At 73.0% G+C, this 18,876-nt stretch carries 12 protein-coding genes and 1 pseudogene; 4 read left to right on the top strand and 9 right to left on the bottom strand.

Annotated features, from left to right (window positions below):
• Nucleotides 1-22 precede the first annotated feature (22 nt).
• From POF43_RS09860 to POF43_RS09835, 6 genes are all read right to left on the bottom strand, one after another.
• Nucleotides 23-4,189 (bottom strand): AMP-binding protein, encoded by a 4,167-nt coding sequence (locus POF43_RS09860; protein WP_271323808.1) that lies wholly within the window; start codon nt 4,187-4,189, stop codon nt 23-25.
• 214 nt (nt 4,190-4,403) lie between these two features.
• Nucleotides 4,404-5,261 carry an ABC transporter permease gene (locus POF43_RS09855; RefSeq protein ID WP_271313913.1) on the bottom strand — a complete coding sequence of 286 codons (858 nt, stop codon included), beginning with the start codon at nt 5,259-5,261 and terminating at the stop codon, nt 4,404-4,406.
• A complete protein-coding gene (locus POF43_RS09850; protein WP_271313912.1) occupies nt 5,258-6,220 on the bottom strand; it encodes an ATP-binding cassette domain-containing protein in 963 nt (320 codons plus the stop codon). The genes POF43_RS09855 and POF43_RS09850 overlap by 4 nt, the downstream gene beginning before the upstream one ends.
• 135 nt (nt 6,221-6,355) lie before the next feature.
• Nucleotides 6,356-7,561: a cyclic dehypoxanthinyl futalosine synthase gene (gene mqnC / locus POF43_RS09845; RefSeq protein WP_271313911.1), complete on the bottom strand. Its 1,206-nt coding sequence runs from the start codon at nt 7,559-7,561 to the stop codon at nt 6,356-6,358.
• 51 nt (nt 7,562-7,612) lie between these two features.
• On the bottom strand, nt 7,613-8,515 hold the full coding sequence (locus tag POF43_RS09840) for a menaquinone biosynthetic enzyme MqnA/MqnD family protein (protein WP_271313910.1): 903 nt from the start codon (nt 8,513-8,515) through the stop codon (nt 7,613-7,615).
• Nucleotides 8,516-8,589: 74 nt separating this feature from the next.
• Nucleotides 8,590-9,357, bottom strand: a complete 768-nt coding sequence (locus POF43_RS09835) for a thioesterase II family protein (protein WP_271323809.1) — start codon at nt 9,355-9,357, stop codon at nt 8,590-8,592.
• Nucleotides 9,358-9,661: 304 nt separating this feature from the next.
• On the opposite strand from POF43_RS09835, the gene POF43_RS09830 reads away from it, so the two are divergent.
• Entirely contained in the window at nt 9,662-10,093 is a 432-nt protein-coding gene (locus POF43_RS09830) for a DUF6069 family protein (protein ID WP_282698514.1), read from the top strand.
• Between the two features lie 82 nt (nt 10,094-10,175).
• Nucleotides 10,176-11,126 carry a hypothetical protein gene (locus tag POF43_RS09825; protein ID WP_271313432.1) on the top strand — a complete coding sequence of 317 codons (951 nt, stop codon included), beginning with the start codon at nt 10,176-10,178 and terminating at the stop codon, nt 11,124-11,126.
• A gap of 96 nt (nt 11,127-11,222) precedes the next feature.
• Here POF43_RS09825 and POF43_RS09820 read toward each other — a convergent pair whose 3' ends face one another.
• The 3 genes from POF43_RS09820 to POF43_RS09810 form a co-directional block, all read right to left on the bottom strand.
• Nucleotides 11,223-11,516 (bottom strand): ferredoxin, encoded by a 294-nt coding sequence (locus POF43_RS09820; RefSeq protein ID WP_271313431.1) that lies wholly within the window; start codon nt 11,514-11,516, stop codon nt 11,223-11,225.
• Nucleotides 11,517-11,590: 74 nt separating this feature from the next.
• Nucleotides 11,591-12,754 (bottom strand): aminofutalosine synthase MqnE, encoded by a 1,164-nt coding sequence (gene mqnE / locus POF43_RS09815; protein ID WP_271313430.1) that lies wholly within the window; start codon nt 12,752-12,754, stop codon nt 11,591-11,593.
• Between the two features lie 62 nt (nt 12,755-12,816).
• The gene (locus POF43_RS09810; protein ID WP_271323217.1) at nt 12,817-13,896 is read right to left on the bottom strand and encodes a phenylacetate--CoA ligase family protein; all 1,080 of its coding nucleotides are present in this window, start codon (nt 13,894-13,896) and stop codon (nt 12,817-12,819) included.
• Between the two features lie 345 nt (nt 13,897-14,241).
• Between POF43_RS09810 and POF43_RS09805 the strand changes: the two genes are divergently transcribed.
• Both POF43_RS09805 and POF43_RS35275 read left to right on the top strand, forming a co-directional pair.
• Nucleotides 14,242-15,102 (top strand): 1,4-dihydroxy-6-naphtoate synthase, encoded by an 861-nt coding sequence (locus POF43_RS09805; protein WP_271323218.1) that lies wholly within the window; start codon nt 14,242-14,244, stop codon nt 15,100-15,102.
• A gap of 343 nt (nt 15,103-15,445) precedes the next feature.
• Nucleotides 15,446-18,844, top strand: a pseudogene (locus POF43_RS35275) (type I polyketide synthase); the annotation flags it as partial.
• Nucleotides 18,845-18,876 lie beyond the last annotated feature (32 nt).

Genomic DNA, 18,876 nt, shown 5'->3' with positions numbered 1-18,876 from the left:
CTGTCCGGTGTACGACGGGTACTCAGCGGGCGAGAAGCTCGCTCTTGAGGTGCAGCGCGAGCGCGGCCGGCGTCGCGAAGTCGAAGACCACGGCCTGGGCCAGGGTGAGGCCGGTGGCCGCGTTCAGTGCGTTGCGGACGGTCAGCGCCGTCAGCGAGTCGAAGCCGAACTCCTTCATGGTGCGCTGCGCGTCGACCGCCTCCGCCGACGCGTACCCGAGCGAGACGGCCACCTGGGACCGCACCAGATCGAGCAGAACCGCGTCCCGCTCCTCCTCGGTCATCGCCGCGGTCCGCTGCCGAAGGTCCAGCGCCCCGGCCGGGGTGTCGCACGCGCGGCGGCGGGCGGCGGCGGGCAGCAGCCGGCGCAGCAGCGTCGGAACCTCTCCCGCCCGGGCCCGGTCGCGCAGCGCGGTGAAGTCCAGCGGCGCGGCGACCACCGAGCCCAGCCCCGTCGACCACGCGGCGTCCACCAGCAGCAGCCCCTGCTCGGCGGTGACGGTCGACAGCCCGTCGCGCCGGGCCCGGCGCCGCTCCGGCGAGTCCGCCGCCGGTGCCGCGCCGTCCGGCTCCCACGGGCCCAGCGCCACGCAGCGGGCCGCAACGCCCTCGGCGCGCAACCCGTGCGCCCAGGCGTCGACGAACGCGCCGGCCGCCGCGTGGGCGCCGCGCCCCGCGCTGCCCAGCACCCCGGCGACGGTGCAGAACACCCAGAACGCCGAAAGGTCCAGACCCGCCGTCACCTCGCGCAGCACCGCCAGCCCCTCCACCGCCGAGCGGGTCGCGGTGGACAGCCGGTCCGGCGTCAGGGAGGTCAGGATGCCGTCGTCGGCCACCCCGGTGGCGTGCACCACCGCCGTCAGCGGCCGGTCGGCGGGCAACCGCTCCAGCAGCCCGGCCAGCGCGGCGCGGTCCGTCACGTCGCAGGCGGCCACCGTCACCCGGGCGCCCAGCGCGGCCAGTTCGGTCCGCAGATCGCCGGCGCCCGGCGCGTCCGGGCCGCGACGGCTGACCAGCAGCAGGTCGCGCGCGCCCCGTTCGGCGACCAGGTGCCGGGCGACCAGGGCGCCCAGCCGGCCCGTGCCGCCGGCCACCAGCACCGTGCCGCCGTCCAGGGCCGGCGTCAGCGGGCCCGGAGCGGCCGGATACTCACGTTCCAGGACCGGCACCCGCACCGTCCGGCCGTGCACCGCCACCTGCGGCTCGCCCGACCCGAGGGCACGCCGCACGGCACGCCAGGCCGGCTTGCCGCCCTCGAAGTCCACCAGTACGAAACGCCCCGGTGCCTCGCTCTGCGCGGCCCGCACCAGCCCCCACACGGCACCGGCCGCCGGGAGCGGGGACGGCCCGTCGCCCGGGGCCGGCACCGCGCCACGGGTCAGGAACACCAGCCGCGAACCGTCGAACGCCGCGCTCGTCAGCCACGAACGGGCCCAGCCCAGCGCCTGCCCGGTCGTGCGGTGCGTGACCGCGGCGACGTCCTGGCCGGCGGCCGGGTCCGGGGCGCACGTCACGACCACCACGTCCGGCACCGAGTCCGCCGCGGCCCGGGCCGCCAGCGTTTCCAGGTCGGGGTAGGACTCGGCGTACTGCCCGGCCGCCATCAGGCCCGCGCGGGCCTTCAACGGGTCCTCGCCCACCACCGCCCAGCGCTGCGGACGCGGGTCCGCCGGCGCCGGCAGGTCCACGTCCTGCCACTCCACGCTGAACAGGCCGTCCTGCTGTGCCGCGCCCGCCACCCGCAGCCGCGCCCGCGAGACCGGCCGGGCCTCCAGCGAGTCGACCGTCAGCACCGGAACGCCGGTGGCGTCCGCCGTCTCGATCCGTACCGCGCCCTGCTCGGCCGGGGTGATCCGCACCCGCAGGACCGCCGCGCCCGCCGCGTGCAGCGACACCCCGCGCCAGGCGCCCGGCTCGGTACCGGCGTCCGGGCCGGCCAGTCCGGCCCGCAGCGGATGGATCGCGGTGTCCAGCAGCAGCGGGTGCAGGCCGAACGCGGCGCCCTCACCGGCCCGTTCGCCGTCCAGCGCCACCTCCGCGAACACCTCGTCGCCGCGCCGCCACACCCCGCGTACCCGCCCGTGGCCGGCCGCGGCCTGCTGCGCGGGGTCGGCGGGCAGCGGTAGGGGCTCGGCGTCGACCGGGGGCCACACGCTCGCGTCCCACGCAGCGGTCGCCGTGTCCGGGGCGAGGATGCCGTTGGCGTGGCACATCCACTGCCGTCCGCTGACCTCCCCGTCGCCGCGCGAGTGGACGGTGAGCGGCCGCCGCCCGGTGTCCCAGGCCGGTCCCACGGTCACCCGCACCTGCACACCGCCGGACGGCGGCAGCACCAGCGGCTCGGCGGGCACGAGGTTCTCCAGGCGTCCCGCCCCGACCTCGTCGCCGGCCCGGACCGCCAGTTCGACGAGCACGGAACCGGGCACCCCCCGGGTACCGGCCACCAGGCAGTCGTCCAGCCAGTCGTGCCGGTCCGCCGACAGGCGGCCGGTGAAGACCACCGCGTCGGAGTCCGGCAGGTCCACCACCGCGCCCAGCAGCGGGTGGTGCGCCCCGACCGCGCCGAGCATGGCCGGCGTGGCGTGGTCCGCGCCCTGCGCCGGACCCTCCTGCTGCGGCCGGGCGGCCGTCACCGGGTTGACCGCCAGCGACCTGGCGGGCAGCCCCGCCAGTTCGCGCCGGGCGATCTTCCCGGCCGCGGTGCGCGGGATCGCCTCGACCTGGAGCAGCTCGTCGGGGATCTTGAAGTACGACAGCCGGGCGCGGCAGGTCTCCAGCACCAGCTGCGCATCGATGCCCTCCGGGCCGGCCACCAGGTAGGCCACCGGCACCTCACCGAGCGCGTCGTGCGCCCGGCCGCCCACCGCGGCCTCCGCGACCCCCGGCACCGAGGCCAGCACGCGTTCCACCTCCGCGGGGTGGATGTTCTCCCCGCCGCGGATGATCAGTTCCTTGATCCGGCCGGTGATGCTGATGTACCCGGCCGCGTCCCGGCGTGCCAGGTCACCGGTGCGGTACCAGCCGTCGGACATCACGGCGGCGGTCTCGGCGGGCTTGCCGTGGTAGCCGGTCATCATCGCCGGGCTGTCCACCCAGATCTCGCCCTCCGCGCCCTGCGGCACCTCCTGGCCGGTCCCCGGGTCGGTCAGCCGCAGCTCCAGCCCGGGCAGCGGCAGCCCGCAGGAGCCGGGCACGCGCGGCCGGGCCGGCCAGTTCGTGGTGATCGCCCCGCCGGTCTCGGTGGAGCCGTAACTGTCCAGCAGCGAGATGCCGAACGCCTCGGCGAACGCCTCGTGCAGCGGTTCCGGGCACGCCGAACCGGCGACCATGCACACCCGCAGGTCGTGCACCGGCACGTCACCGGCCAGCGCGGCCTCCACCATGTGGTGGAACATCGTCGGAACGCCGACCAGGAACGTCGAACGCTCCTCGCGCACCGTGCGCAGGATCTCCTCGGCCGCCAGCCCGTCCATGATGTGCGCGGTCGCCCCGACCGCCAGCACACCCAGCACGCACAGGTTGTGCGCCACGCAGTGGAAGAGCGGCATCGGCCACAGCATCCGGTCGTCCTCGCACAGGCCCAGGATGGGCGCGTTGCACGAGGCGGTCGCCCACAGCGAGCCGCGCTGGGTCGACGGCACGCCCTTGGGCGATCCGGTGGTGCCGGAGGTGTAGAGCATCCAGGCCGGCTCGTCCAGCCCCAGGTCGTCGCGCGGCGCGGCGGGCGGCTCGGTGGTCGCCAGCGTCTCGTAGTGCCACCGGCCCGCGGCGGGCTCGTCCGGTCCGACGACCACCACGCCGACGCCGGCCCCGGCGACCCGCGCGACCTGGTCGGCGCGGGCCCGGTCGGTGATCACCAGGGCGGCCGAGCAGTCGTCCAGCAGGTAGGCCAGTTCGTCGTCCGAGCAGTTCGGGTTGATCGCCACGCCCACCGCGGCGGCCCGGGTGACGGCGAGGTAGCTCTCCACCATCTCCACCCGGTTGCCCAGGCACAGCGCCGCGCGGGCCCCGCGCTCCAGCCCCAGGGCCGCCAGGTGTCCGGCCAGCCGCCCGGTGCGCCCGGCGAGTTCGCCGTACGTCACCGACGTACGGGCGTCGTGGTAGGCCGTCTTGTCCGGTCGCTCGGCGGCATGCGTCGCGATCAGTTCGTGCAGCGGCCGGATGAGTTCGGTGCGCATCTCGTGGCTCACGCCTCCAACGTCCAATCACCTCGGGTACGGCTGCCGGTGACGGACGGTCCGCGCCGGGACCGGCGGCCGCACCGGCCGGGTCAACGTCCGCGCGGGGCCTGTCCTGGACGGCGGCCGGGCCCCGCGCCCCGCGCGGCGACGGTGTGCCACCGGGCCGGCGGCACCGGTGCCGGAAGGTGGGCGACCTCCCGGCACCGGCACCGCCGGCACCGTGTCAGGCGCCCACCGAGCTGTACTTGCGCACCGCCAGCGTCCGGCAGATCACCGCGATGCCCACCGACCACAGCAGCGACACCAGGGCGGGGTGCAGCATCGGGAAGGTGTGGGTCTGCATCAGCGAGGGGTTGCCGAACTGGTTGCGGCACGCCTGGATGGTCGCGCTGATCGGGTTCCACTCGGCGGCGAACCGCAGGACCGCCGGCAGCGTCGACGGGGTGACGAACGCGTTCGACAGGAAGGTCAGCGGGAACAGCCACAGGAAGTTGCCGCTGCCGGCCGCCTCGGGCGTACGCACCGCCATGCCGATCAGCACGCCGACCCACGACAGGGCGTAGCCCAGCACCAGCAGCAGCAGGAAGCCCAGGATCGCGTGCCCCAGGCCGCGGTGGATGCGCCAGCCGACGACGACCGCGCAGATGACCATGACGACGATCACCAGGCAGTTCTGCACGATGTCGGCGGCCGCACGCCCGTTGAGCAGCGCCGCGCGGGAGATCGGCAGCGAGCGGAACCGGTCCACCATGCCGCGCTGGATGTCGTTGGCCATGCCGATGCTGCTGTTGCCGGCCGTCACGAACGCCACGGTCTGGGCGAAGAAGCCCGGCATCATGTACTCGCGGTACGCCATGCTCCCGCCGCCGCCCGGGACGGTGAAGGTGCCCGCGAAGATGTAGGCGAAGAGCAGCACGAACACCACCGGCTGGGCCATGCCCAGCAGCAGCGCCTCGGGTATGCGCATCATGCGCAGCGTGTTGCGCTTCGTGATCACCCAGGTGTCGCGCAGGGACTTGAGCGTGCCCCCGGCCGCCAGGACGTCCTGCGCCGTCGGCTCCGGCGCCACCGCCACCGTCATCGCTTCTCCTCGTCGCTGTTCGCGGGGGTGCCGCCCGTCAGGGACAGGAAGACCTCGTCCAGGGTCGGGCGGCGCAGCCCGATGTCGTCGATCTCGATGCCGGTGGCGGCCAGTTCGTGGATCACCTCGGACAGCAGGTTCGCGCCGCCGTCCACCGCCACCGACAGCCGGCCGCTGTCGCCGTCCACTGTGGGCTTGGCCTTGCCGAACCGCAGCAGCAGCGAGGTCGCGTCCTCGATCCGGGCCACGTCGCGCACCGTCATCTCGATGCTCTGGTTACCGGTCTGGGCCTTCAGCTGGCCGGGCGTTCCCCGCGCGATCACCTGTCCGCGGTCCACCACGGCGATGTTGTCGGCGAGGCGGTCGGCCTCCTCCAGGTACTGCGTGGTCAGCAGCAGCGTCGTGCCCTCGGCGGCGAGCTTCTCGATCGCCTCCCACAGCATCAGCCTGCTGCCGGGGTCCAGGCCCGCCGACGGCTCGTCGAGGAACATCACCGACGGGCGCACCACGAGCGCGGCGGCCAGGTCCAGCCGGCGCCGCATGCCTCCGGAGTAGGTGCTCGACCTGCGGTCCGCGGCCCCGTTCAGGTCGAACTGGTCGAGCAGTTCGCTGGTGCGGTCGCGCGCCGCGCGCGACCGCATGCCGTACAGCTCCCCGACCATCCGCAGGTTCTCCCGGCCGGTCAGCCGGTCGTCGACCGCGGCGAACTGGCCGGACAGGCCGATGGCGCGGCGCACCTTCTCCGGCGAGCGCACCACGTCGTGACCGGCGACCGTGGCGGTACCGGAGGTGGGGCGCAGCAAGGTGGTCAGCAGGCGGACCGTGGTGGTCTTTCCCGCGCCGTTGGGCCCCAGCAGCCCGAGGACCTGGCCTTCCGGGACATCCAGGTCGACGCCGGCCACCGCCGTGACCTTGCCGAATTCCTTCACCAGACCTTCGGCGTGAATAGCGCCCGGCATGGTTTCTCCGTCCTGTTCGTGAGATGGGTTGTGCCGGCGCACCCGCCCTCGCGCGGACGGGGTGCGGGGGCGCCGGAACGACCCGTCGGCCCCGGCCCGCCGGTACGGGCCGGCCGGGGCCGACAGGGCCTCCGGTCAGGTCGCCGAGAGCAGCTTCAGCTCGGGGTGCGCGGTGCCGCCCTCGATGGCCGTGGAGGACAGGTGGGAGACGACCAGGTCGTCGACCGGGTCGTTGGCCGGGTCGTCGTGCACCAGGAGGTGTTCGTAGGTGGTGTTGCGCTGCGCCGGCACGCGGCCGGAGCTGCGGATGAGGTTGATGATCTCCATGCGGTTGGAGCGGTGCTTGGCGCCGGCGGAGGACACGACGTTCTCCTCCAGCATGATCGAGCCGAGGTCGTCGGCGCCGTAGTGCAGCGACAGCTGGCCGATCTCCTTGCCGGTGGTCAGCCAGGAGCCCTGGATGTGGGCGACGTTGTCGAGGAAGATGCGGGCGATCGCGATCATCCGCAGGTACTCGAACGACGTGGCGTGGGTCTGGCCCTTGAGGTGGTTGTTCTCGGGCTGGTAGGTGTACGGGATGAAGGCGCGGAAGCCGCTGGAGCGGTCCTGGGTGTCGCGGATCATCCGCAGGTGCTCGATGCGCTCGGCGTTGGTCTCACCGGTGCCCATCAGCATGGTCGTGGTGGATTCCACGCCCAGCCGGTGCGCGGTCTCCATGATCTCCAGCCAGCGCTCGCCGGACTCCTTCAGCGGCGCGATGGCCTTGCGGGGCCGGGCGGGCAGCAGTTCCGCGCCGGCGCCGGCGAACGAGTCGAGGCCGGCGGCGTGGATGCGGCTGATGGCCTCCTCGACGCTCACCTTGGAGATGCGGGCCATGTGCTCGACCTCGGAGGCGCCGAGCGAGTGGATGACCAGCTGCGGGTAGGCCTCCTTGATCGCGGAGAAGTGCTTCTCGTAGTACTCCACGCCGTAGTCGGGGTGGTGGCCGCCCTGGAACATGATCTGGGTGCCGCCCAGCTCGACGGTCTCCGCGCAGCGGCGCAGGATGTCCTCGAGGTCGCGGGTCCAGCCCTTGGCGGTGTCCTTCGGCGCGGCGTAGAAGGCGCAGAACTTGCACGCCGTGACGCACACGTTGGTGTAGTTGATGTTGCGCTCGATGATGTACGTCGCGATGTGCTCGGTACCGGCGTACCGGCGGCGGCGGATCGTGTCGGCCGCCACGCCCAGCGCGTGCAGCGGCGCCCAGCGGTACAGGTCGAGCGCCTCTTCGGGGGTGATCCGGCCTCCGGCGGCGGCACGGTCGAGCACGGACTGCAGTTCGGACAGGGGAACAGGGGGCATGGTGCCGGCCTTTCCGGGAGATGTCGGTGACGTGGTGCGGGTCATGTCGGCCTACTGGCCGTCTGCGGCGTCGAGCAGCCGCACGTGGACGTCGGAGGGGAAGCCTTCTTCGTCGCCGCCGACCCGCCGGGCGAATTCCTTGATGCCGGCGAGCTGGCGCTCACCCAGGCTGAAGTCCAGCGCCGTGGTGTAGTAGCGCTCCAGCGTCTGGGCGTCGAACGATTCCCAGCGCGAAGCCTGTTCGCAGACCTTCGACACCTCGGTCAGCGACAGGTCGCGCGAGGCGAGCAGGTTGGCATGGACCTCACGGACGGTCTCGGGCTCGGCCGCCAGGTAGTCGCGCCTCGCGGCGAACACCGCGAAGACGAACGGCAGCCCCGTCCACTCCTGCCACATCTGGCCCAGGTCGTGGACGTGCAGCCCCATCCGCGGGGCCTCGTACAGCGCCGCCCGCAGCGCGGCGTCGCCGATGATCACCGCGGCCTTCGCCTCGTTCATCATCGCCCGCAGGTCCGGCGGACACACGAAGTACTCCGGCTGCACGCCGACCTTCTCCGCCAGCAGCAGCTGGGCGAGCCGGACCGACGTGCGGCTGGTGGACCCCAGCGCGACGGGCGCGCCGTCCAGCTCCTCCAGCGGCACCTGGCTGACGATCAGGCACGACATGACGTTGCCCGCGCTGCCCACCGCGATGTCGGGCAGCGCGACCAGGTCGTCGGCGTGGCGCAGGAACTCCACCAGGCTGATCGGGCCGATGTCGAGGTCGCCGCGCACCAGCGCGTCGTTGAGGCCGTCGGGGTCGTCCTTGCGCAGGTCGACGTCGAGCAGGCTGCCGGTGCGGGCCAGGCCCCAGAACAGCGGGAGGCAGTTGAGGAACTGGATGTGACCGACCCGCGGCCGCCGGCGGTGGGTCCGGGCCGGCGTCGGGTCCTCCATGAGCAGTTGTTCAGCCATCTGTCGGTGCTCCCAGGTGGGGTTCAGTGAATGGACGGCGAACGGCGGGACGGCCCGGGGGCCGCGGGGCATCCCTAGGCCCGGTGGGCGGTGCCCGCCATGCCGACGTGTTCGGACAGCACCGCCAGTACCTCCGCGGAGCGGCGGGAGAGGTAGAAGTGACCGCCGTTGAAGATCCGCATGTCGAACGGACCGGTGGTGTGCAGCTTCCAGGCCCGCGCGTCGTCGAGCGTGGTCTTCGGGTCGTCGTCGCCCACCAGGACGGTCACCGGGCAGGCGACCTGGGTCTCCTCCGCGCAGCGGTAGGTCTCGATCGCCGTGTAGTCGCTGCGGGTGGCGGGCAGGATCATCGCCAGCAGCTCCTCGTCCTCCAGCAGCGAGGAGTCCGTGCCGTTGAGGTTGCGCAGCTCGGCGATCAGGCCGGCGTCGTCGCGCAGGTGCACGTTCTCGTCGCGCGGCCGGGAGGGGGCGTTGCGCCCGGAGGCGAACAGCCGCACCGGGCCGCGGCCCTCGGCCTCCATCCGGCGTGCCACCTCGAAGGCCACCGCGGCGCCCATGCTGTGGCCGAAGAAGGTCAGCGGCTTGTCGTCCCAGCCGGTCAGCGCCTGCGCGATCCGGTCGGCCAGGTCGGGGACGGAGGGGATGCCCGGTTCCGCCCGGCGGTCCTGCCGTCCCGGGTACTGCACGGCCAGCACCTCGACGCCCGGACTCAGCGCGGTGGAGACCGGCAGGAAGAAGCTCGCCGATCCGCCGGCGTGCGGGAAACAGACCAGGCGCTCGCCCGCTGCTGGAGCGGGGTGGAACCTGCGGATCCACAGAGTGTCCGGGGGAAGAGAACTCATGGGGCCGGCGTGTCCTTTCAGCGGATCGGTACCGCGACCGGAGGGGCCGGGGCGTTCCGAACGGATCGGGAAGACGAGCGGTGCGCCCACTATCCAGCTCACGCACACGGCCAACACAAGCTCTCCAGGGCGCCCGGGGCGGAAGTCTGGGCGTTTCCCCGGTTCTTGCGGGGGCCTTTCCGGAGCGACTGGTACCGCATCGCGCGGGCCCGCTAATCTCCTTCTGGGGCCGCCGGTACCCCGGCCCATCGTCGCGGCTCAGTGCCGCTGTTGCGCCGGGCCGCTTTCCCAGGAGGACACCCCCATGACGACCCCGCCCGCCCCGCACCCCGAGACCAACACCCGTCGCGCGCGGTTGCTCGCCGTACTCGCCGGGATGCTGGCGGCGTTCGTCGTCTGGCTGGTGACCGCGCAGTTCATGAGCGTCGACCTCGCCACCCGCACCGGCTCCGGCGCCAAGGCCAGCACGACCAAGATCAATGTCGCCGTCGTCATCGTGGCCGCCCTCATAGCCGGGCTGCTCGCCTGGGGCCTGCTCGCCCTGCTGGAGCGCCGCATGCCGGGCCGCGCCCGCACCGTGTGGACCACCATCGCCGCGGTCGTGCTGCTGCTGTCGCTGGCCGCCCCGCTCAGCGAGGGCGTCGGCACCGGGGCCAAGGTCGCCCTGCTGTGCATGCACCTGGTGACCGGCGGGGTGTTGATCCCGGCCCTGGCCCGCACCTCGGCGCGGGCGTGACCGCGCGGCGAACCCCCGCGCTCCCCTCCGGCACCCGCGGCGGATCCCGGTGCCGCCGCGGCACCAGGACCGAGGTGGCGGGATGACACTCGCGTTCATCTGCGGTACGGAACCGCTCGGCGGCGACCAGGACGGCGTACGCGCCCTGCACGCCCGCTTCCCGGTGGCCCGCCACCGGTACGCGCGGGTGGGGGAGTGGAGCGGCCTGGGCGCCGACGTGCTGCTGCGCGGCGGTGAGGGGGCCGATGCCGCCACCCGCCGCCGGGCCCGCCGCATCTCGCTGGCGACGGCGATGCTCGCGGTCCACGACGTGCTCGCCGTGCACGGCATCCGCCCCCAGGTGGTCGGCGGCACGGGCACCGGCGCGCTGGTCGCGGCGGCACTCGCCCGCTGCCTGTCCGCCCAGGACCTGATCGGCTCCCTGCTGCGCCCCGGCCCGGACGCCGCCGCCGGCGGGGACCGGGCGGCGCGGCCGGAGGTCGCGCTGGCCTTCCTGCCGCCCGCGCACGACCCCGACTGGTACCTGCACGCCCGCGAGGGCGGCGCGGTGCGGGACGTCGGCGGCCTCGGCCTCGACGAGGACAGCGGCCGGCACCGCGTCGTGCTGCTGTCCGGCACCGGTGAGGAACTGGCCAGGCTCGCCTCGGTCGCCCCGCGCGGCGCGATCCGCGCCCGCCGCGGCGCGGACCCGCTCGTCCCGGTGCCCCCGGCCGGCCCGGCACCGCACGACACCTGGAGCCCGGTCCTCAACGCCCCCACGCTGCCGCTGTGCTCGCCGCGCGGGCCGGTGACCACCGCCGACGCGGCCGGGCAGCTGTTCGCCGCGGACGCCGGCCTGCGGGTGGACCTGGGCGACCTGGCCCAGTGCCTGGACGCCCACGGCACCCGGCTCGGCCTGGTGCTGGGCTCCTCACTGCCCAGGAACCTCGTGCGGTTCCCCTTCCCGGTCGTCCACGTCGAGTCGCCGGACGACCTCGGCGAGGCGGTCTCGGCCATCTTCGAGTTCGGCGCGGCCCCCCGGGCCATCGCCTGACCCGCCGGCCGCCCCGGCACCGGCGAACGCCGAAGCCGAAGGGGGTGCGCCACCGGTTTCCCGGTGGCGCACCCCCTTCGGCGTTGCGGCCGGCGCTCAGACCGCGTCGGGGCCGTAGACCTCCTGGCCGTCGCTGACCCGGCGCACGTGGATGCAGTCGCCCGGGCACTCCTTGGCGGAGTCCACCACGTCGTTCAGGATGGTCAGGGGCACACGTACCGCCGCCCCCGGTTCAAAACGCAGCTCGTCCTCGTTCTCCTTCACATACGCGAGACCGTCGACGTCCAGTTCGAACACCTCAGGCGCGTACTGGGTGCAGATGCCGTCGCCGGTGCACAGGTCCTGGTCGATCCAGACCTCGAGTTCCTGACTGTCGGTTGTCGTGGACATTTCCGCCTGCCTGTCGATCGTACGGTTGGAGGATTCCGCGGTGGTCAGCCGTCACCCGGGGCCGCAGGGCCGGTTCACACCCGCATGGCCTGCGGAGCCTCGCGACGCTCGAGGTCGGGACCGGGGAACTCGCGGAGGATCTCGTAGCGGGTGTTGCGCTCCACCGGGCGGAAGCCGGCGTCCCGGATGAGGTCGAGGATGTCGTTGCGGGTGAGCTTGTTGGGGGTGCCGAAGTCGTCGGCGTCGTGGGTGATCTTGTACTCCACGACCGAGCCGTCCATGTCGTCGGCGCCGTGGTTGAGCGCCAGCTGGGCGGTGGCCAGGCCGTGCATGACCCAGAAGACCTTGACGTGCGGCACGTTGTCGAACAGCAGCCGGGAGACGGCGAAGGTCTTCAGGGCCTCGGCGCCGGAGGCCATGGTGGTGCGGGCCTGGAGGCGGTTGCGGACCTTGCCGTCCTTCATGTCGACGAAGTCGTGCTGGTAGCGCAGCGGGATGAAGACCTGGAAGCCGTTGGTCTCGTCCTGCAACTCCCGCAGCCGCAGCACGTGGTCGACGCGGTGGCGGGGCTCCTCGATGTGGCCGTACAGCATGGTGCAGGGGGTCTTGAGCCCCTTCTCGTGCGCCAGCCGGTGGATGCGGGACCAGTCCTCCCAGTGGGTGCGGTGGTCCACGATGTGCTGGCGCACCTCCCAGTCGAAGATCTCCGCGCCGCCGCCGGTCAGCGACTCCAGGCCGGCGTCGATCAGCTCGTCGAGGATCTCCGAGGCGGTCAGCCCGGAGATGGTCTCGAAGTGGTGGATCTCGGTGGCGGTGAACGCCTTCAGCGAGACGTTCGGCAGCGCCTCCTTCAGCGCCCGCAGGCTGCGCGGGTAGTACCGCCACGGCAGCGTCGGGTGCAGACCGTTGACGATGTGCAGCTCCGACAGGTGCTCGCTGACCATCGTCTCGGCCAGCCGGACGGCCTCCTCGATGCGCATGGTGTACGCGTCCTTCTCGCCCGGCTTGCGCTGGAACGAGCAGTACGCGCACGACGCGGTGCACACGTTGGTCATGTTCAGGTGGCGGTTGACGTTGAAGTGGACCGCGTCACCGTTCTTCTGCGTCCGCACGTGGTGCGCGAGGCCACCCAGCCATGCCAGGTCATCGCTCTCGTACAGCGCGATGCCGTCCTCGCGGGACAGCCTCTCGCCGGAGTAGACCTTCGCCTCAAGTTCGCGCTTGAGCCCAGCGTCCATTCCCAGCAACCTTCCTCGGTGAGTGCCTGTGGCAAGTGGTGAGCGGCGTCCGCGACGTCCGCTCAGTGGATCCCCTCGGGCACGGCCCATGTCGGCTGCAACGGCTGGATGTTGGCGACCGCGTCACACGGCCGGCCGGGGCCGGTCCGGTGGCGGATCGCCTGATCGCGTTCCATCACGTTGGGCAGGAACAGGTCCTCGTGGAGCAGGGTGAGCCGCAACTGGCCGACCTTCCCGTACTCCACGATCCGTGCGGGGTCGTTCCGGTCGACGACCGTCATGGTCACCTGCGGATAGTGCGGCAGGTACGGCAGCACCGCGCCGCCGTCCTCCGCGGGCAGGCCCATCGCGGCGCCGAACGCGTTCTCATAGGTGAGCCCGACGACGCCGCCGTCGAGCGCCTCGGTGAACTGCCGGTACATCGCCGGCAGGACACGGCTGCCGCTCAGACCCACCCCGGCGAGCTTCGCCGCCAGGTCCGGTCTGCGCTGCACCAGCGCCTGGAACAGTGCCGGCGTGGTCTGCAGGTAGTCCACCTGCGCACCGGCCAGCACATCGGTGATCTGGCCGACCAGGTGGTCGACGTAGCGGTTGACCTCGGTCAGCCGGGCCTGGCGCATCAGCTGTTTGACCCAGCGCCAGTCCAGATCGATCCCGTAGACCACCGCGGCGTGCGCGAGAGCGGTCTGCCCGCTCCCCTGCCCCGCCGGGTGCGGTCCGCCGGGCGCGGCGTACAGCCAGGTGCCGTCGGGGCGGAAGCCCGCCTCACGCAGACCGCGTTCCCGCCATGCGGCGCGGTGCTCGCGCATCGCGCCGGTCTGCAGGATCCGGCACGGCCGGCCCGAGGAACCGGCCCTGTCGTAGACCGGACCCGTCAGCGGGCGCGGCAGTCCCTGCGGAAGCAGGTCGACCGGGTCCACCTCGCGCAGGACGTCCTGCGTGAGGGGCCCGAACTGGGCGAGCTCCGCGTACCGCGTGACGTCGAACGGGTCGAAACCCAGCGAGCCACGCCGCTTCAGCCAGAACGGGCTGCCCGACGTGGCGTCGAAGTGGCATCTGACGACGTGCCGTGTCCACGCGTCGAGATCCACGGCGGGCGGCCGGTCGTCGGAAAGAACATCGGGTGATTCGTAGACCGTCATCACCGATCCTTTCTCATCCTCCGGTGCGTCGCGGCCCTGGACGCGAGGTGGCGTACGGATTCCCGCACGGGGCCGGAGCGGATCGGAGACCGTGGTTGGGCAGGCAGGAAACATGCCCCGGACCGACGCCGTGGGGAAAGCCCTCCCATGGTCGCTGGTTGCGGTCTGGGGAAAACCCCACACCCCGACCGGTTTGCTGAATAGCGGTGCCCGACGCCCCTCACCGTAGAGGCGGCAGCGCGACCGGCACAGCTCGGCGCCCGGCGCGGACCGGCACGGACCGGCGCGGACCGGCGCGGACCGGCAGAGACCGACAACGACCGACAGGGACAGAAAGGGCTTCTCATGTCAGACCGGCTCACCTTGGCGCATTCACCGTGCCCCAACGACACCTTCGTTTTCCACGCGTGGACGCACGGTCTGGTGCCAGGAGCCCCACAGGTCGACGTCACCCTCGCGGACATCGACATCACCAACGGCCTCGCCGAGCGCGGCGAACTCGACATCCTCAAGATCTCCTTCGGCGCCCTGCCCCACGTCCTGGACCGCTACGCCCTGCTGCCCTGCGGCGGCGCCCTCGGCCGCGGCTGCGGACCCCTGGTCCTGACCAAGGAGCCCGGCGGCCCCGAGACGCTGGTCGGCAAGCGCATCGCCGTGCCCAGCACCCGGTCGACGGCCTACCTGCTGTTCCGCCTGTGGGCCTCCCGGGACGTGCCCGGCGGCATCGGCGAGGTCGTGGTGCTGCCCTTCGACGACATCATGCCCGCCGTCCGCGACGGCCGCGTCGACGCCGGCCTGGTCATCCACGAAGCCCGCTTCACCTACCAGCAGTACGGCCTGTTCCGGCTCGCCGACATGGGCGAGGAGTGGGAGAAGCACACCGGACTGCCCATCCCGCTCGGCGCCATCGTCGCCCGCCGCGACCTCGGTGACGAACGGCTCGCCGCGCTCGCCGACACCATCAGGACCTCGGTGCGCTTCGCCTGGAACGCCCCCGAGGCGTCCAGCGAGTACGTGCGGGCCCACGCGCAGGAGATGGAGACCTCGGTCGTCGAGCAGCACATCGAGCTGTACGTGAACCCGTTCACCGCCGACCTCGGCGACGAGGGCTACGCCGCGGTGCGCGAGCTGCTCAACAGAGCGGCCGACGAGGGACTGCTGCCCGCCCTGAAGCCGAACGCGCTGGACTTCCCCGTCCCGGCCTGAGCCCGGCGTGCCCACCGCCGTGCCCCGGGACGCCCGGGGACGGCGGGACACCGCCAACGTTAGAAGTTCGCTTAGAGCTGTCCGGCCGAAGCCCGGGAGCGTCCCGGCGGCTCCGCATAATCGGCGGGAAAGGGCGGATGCACCTGGGGAGTCACGGCCCCAACACCCGGTCCCGCCCCGGCACGGGCGGACACGTCCGGGGAGTCATGGCCTCACACCCCGTCCCGCCGCACGGCTGACGGAACCGACATCCGGCGGTGTCCCGGCGACACCGTGCGCCCGCTGCTGAAGGGATCGATCTGTGAGCGACGACAGGCTTCGCGACTTCCTCAAGCGTGTCACCGCGGATCTGCAACGCACCCGCACCCGCTTGCGCCAGGTCGAGTCGAAGGCAGCGGAGCCCATCGCCGTCGTCGCGATGAGCTGCCGTTACCCCGGCGGTGTCAGGACACCCGAAGACCTGTGGCGGCTCGTCGACACCGGCGGCGACGCCATCTCGCCGTTCCCCGAGGACCGCGGCTGGAACGTCGACACCCTCTACGACCCCGACCCGGACCGCCCCGGCACCTGCTACACCCGCGAAGGCGGCTTCCTGCACGACGCCGCCGACTTCGACGCCGAGTTCTTCGGCATGTCCCCCCGCGAGGCACTCGCCACCGACCCCCAGCAGCGGCTGCTGCTGGAGGTGTCCTGGGAGGCGTTCGAACGCGCCGGCATCCGCCCCTCCGCCCTGAGGGGCACCCCCACCGGTGTCTTCGTCGGCGTCATGTACAACGACTACGGCTCCCGCTTCACCGAGCCGCCGGCCGGCCTCGACGGCTACATCGGCAACGGCAGCGCGGCGAGCATCGCCTCCGGCCGGATCTCCTACACCTTCGGCCTCGAAGGCCCCGCGGTCACCGTCGACACCGCCTGCTCCTCCTCGCTGGTCGCCCTGCACCTGGCCACCAACGCCCTGCGCTCCGACGAGTGCGACCTGGCACTGGCCGGCGGCGTCGCCGTGATGTCCACCCCGGTGACCTTCATGGAGTTCAGCCGGCAGCGCGGCCTGTCGCCCGACGGCCGCTGCAAGTCCTTCGCCGACGCCGCGGACGGCACCGGCTGGGGCGAGGGCGTCGGCATGCTCCTGCTGGAGCGGCTGTCGGACGCCCGCCGCAACGGCCACGAGGTGCTCGCGGTGATCCGCGGCTCCGCGGTCAACCAGGACGGCGCCAGCAGCGGGCTGACGGCCCCCAACGGCCCCTCGCAGCAACGCGTGATCCGCGCCGCCCTGGCGAGCGCCGGCCTGACGGCGGCCGACGTGGACGCGGTCGAGGCGCACGGCACCGGAACGGTGCTCGGCGACCCCATCGAGGCGCAGGCGGTCCTGGCGACCTACGGCCAGGACCGGCCCGCCGACCGGCCGCTGTGGCTCGGCTCGCTGAAGTCCAACATCGGTCACACCCAGGCCGCGGCCGGCGTCGGCGGCGTCATCAAGATGGTCCAGGCACTGCGCAACGAGCGGCTGCCGCGCACCCTGCACGTCGACGCCCCGTCCTCCACCGTCGACTGGTCCGAGGGCAACGTGCGGCTGCTCACCGAACCGGTGGAGTGGAACAGCCCCGACCGCCCCCGGCGTGCCGCGGTCTCCGCCTTCGGCGTGAGCGGCACCAACGCCCACGTCATCCTCGAACAGACCCCGCCGGAACCGCCGACCCCCGACAGCCCCGAGGGCGCAGAACCGGCCGACGACGCCGAGGCCGTCCCGGTCGTCACGGCGCCGCCGCTGCCCGTCGTGCCCTGGCTGCTGTCGGCCACCAGCGCCGAGGCGTTGCGGGCCCAGGCGGCCCGGCTGCTCGGCCCGGCGGCCTCGCACGAGGACCTGCACGCCACCGCCGCCTCCCTCGCCACCACCCGCTCGGTCTTCGAGCACCGCGCCGTGGTGCTCGGCGAGGACGCCGACGCCCTCACCCGGGCCCTCACCGCCGTCGCCGACGGCCGGACCACCCCCGACGCCGTCCTCGGCAAGGCCAGGCGCGGCGGCAAGCTGGCGTTCGTCTTCGCCGGCCAGGGTGCGCAACGGCTGGGTATGGGCCGTGAGTTGTACGAGGCGTTCCCGGTGTACGCCGAGGCGTTCGACGCCGCGTGTGCCGTTCTGGACGGTGAGTTGGGCTGTTCGCTGAAGGATCTGGTGTTCGGTGCTGATGCGGAGTTGTTGAACCGGACGGAGTTCACGCAGCCGGCGTTGTTCGCGGTCGAGGTGGCGTTGTTCCGGTTGGTGGAGTCGTGGGGTGTGCGTCCGGACTTCCTGGTCGGTCACTCGATCGGTGAGATCGCCGCTGCGCACGTGGCCGGTGTGTGGTCGCTTGCGGACGCGGGCCGGGTCGTCGCGGCTCGTGGCCGGTTGATGCAGGCGTTGCCCGCCGGTGGCGTGATGGTCGCTCTTCAGGCGTCCGAGGCCGAGGTGTTGCCGCTGCTGGAGGGGCTGGCCGACCGTGCGGGTATCGCCGCGCTCAACGGTCCGACCTCGACGGTGGTCGCCGGTGAGGAGGCCGCCGTCGCCGGTGTCCAGGAGCATGTCGCGGGTCTGGGTCGTAAGACGACGCGGTTGCGGGTCAGTCACGCGTTCCACTCGCCGCTGATGGAGCCGATGCTGAAGGAGTTCAACGCCGTTCTGTCCGGCGTGCAGTTCGGAACCCCGTCGATGGCGGTGGTGTCGAACGTGACCGGACAGGCCGCCACGGCCGCGGAGTTGGGGTCGCCGGAGTACTGGGTGGAGCATGTGCGGCGTCCGGTGCGGTTCGCCGACGGGTTGGAGTGGCTGGCCGGGCACAAGGCGACGCGGTTCCTGGAGATCGGCCCCGACGGGTCGCTGACCGCGATGGCGCAGGCCGTGCTCGATCCCGACGACACCCTCACCGTCCCGGCGCTGCGCAAGGACCGGCCCGAGACCGCGGCACTCCTGGCGGCCATCGGCGGTCTGCACGTGACCGGCGCGGCCGTGGACTGGACGGCGATCCTCCCCGCCGGCCCAGCCGTCCAGCTGCCCACCTACGCCTTCCAGCGCCGCCGCTACTGGCTCGACCCCGAGCGCGCGACGGCCTCCCCCTCCACGGCCGCCGGGCACCCGCTGCTGGACGCCACCGTCACCCTCGCCGACTCGCGCGCCGTCATCTCCACGGGCCGGCTCTCCCGCCGTACGCACCCCTGGCTCGCGGAGAACGAGGTCCTCGGCAACGTGCTGCTGCCGGTCGGCGCCTTCGTCGACCTGGCCCTGCACGCCTGCGGCCGGGTCGGCAGCCACCGGGTGACCGGGCTGACCACCGATGTCCCGCTGCTGCTGCCCGCCGACGACACCGTCGAGATCCAGACCGTGGTGCACGCCTCGGACGGCACCGGACAGCGGGCCTTCTCCCTCCACTCCCGCCCGCTCGACGGCGACGCCGACACCGACGACGACCGCCCGTGGACCCGGCACGCCCACGGCACCGTCGCCGATGCCACCGCGCCGCAGCCCGACAGCGGCGCGCGGCTGAAGGCGTGGCCGCCGCACGGCGGGGTCCGCGTCGCCCCCGAGACCGTCCACCGCTCCCTGGCGGAGCACCAGGTCGACCTCGGCCCGGCCTTCCGCTGCCTGCGCGAGGTGTGGCGGGTCGGCGACGAGGTGTTCGCCGAGGCCGCCCTGCCCGACGACCACCGCCCCGACGCCGGCCGCTTCGTGCTGCACCCCGCGCTCCTGGACGCCGCCCTGCACGCGCTGGCCGCGGTGGACTCCACCGCGGTGTACGCCGTGGA

This window comes from Streptantibioticus silvisoli (assembly GCF_027947535.2).
Lineage (GTDB): Bacteria > Actinomycetota > Actinomycetes > Streptomycetales > Streptomycetaceae > Streptantibioticus_C > Streptantibioticus_C silvisoli.
Note: the sequence above shows the minus strand (reverse complement) of the source record. Positions and strands in the feature narration are given on the sequence as shown.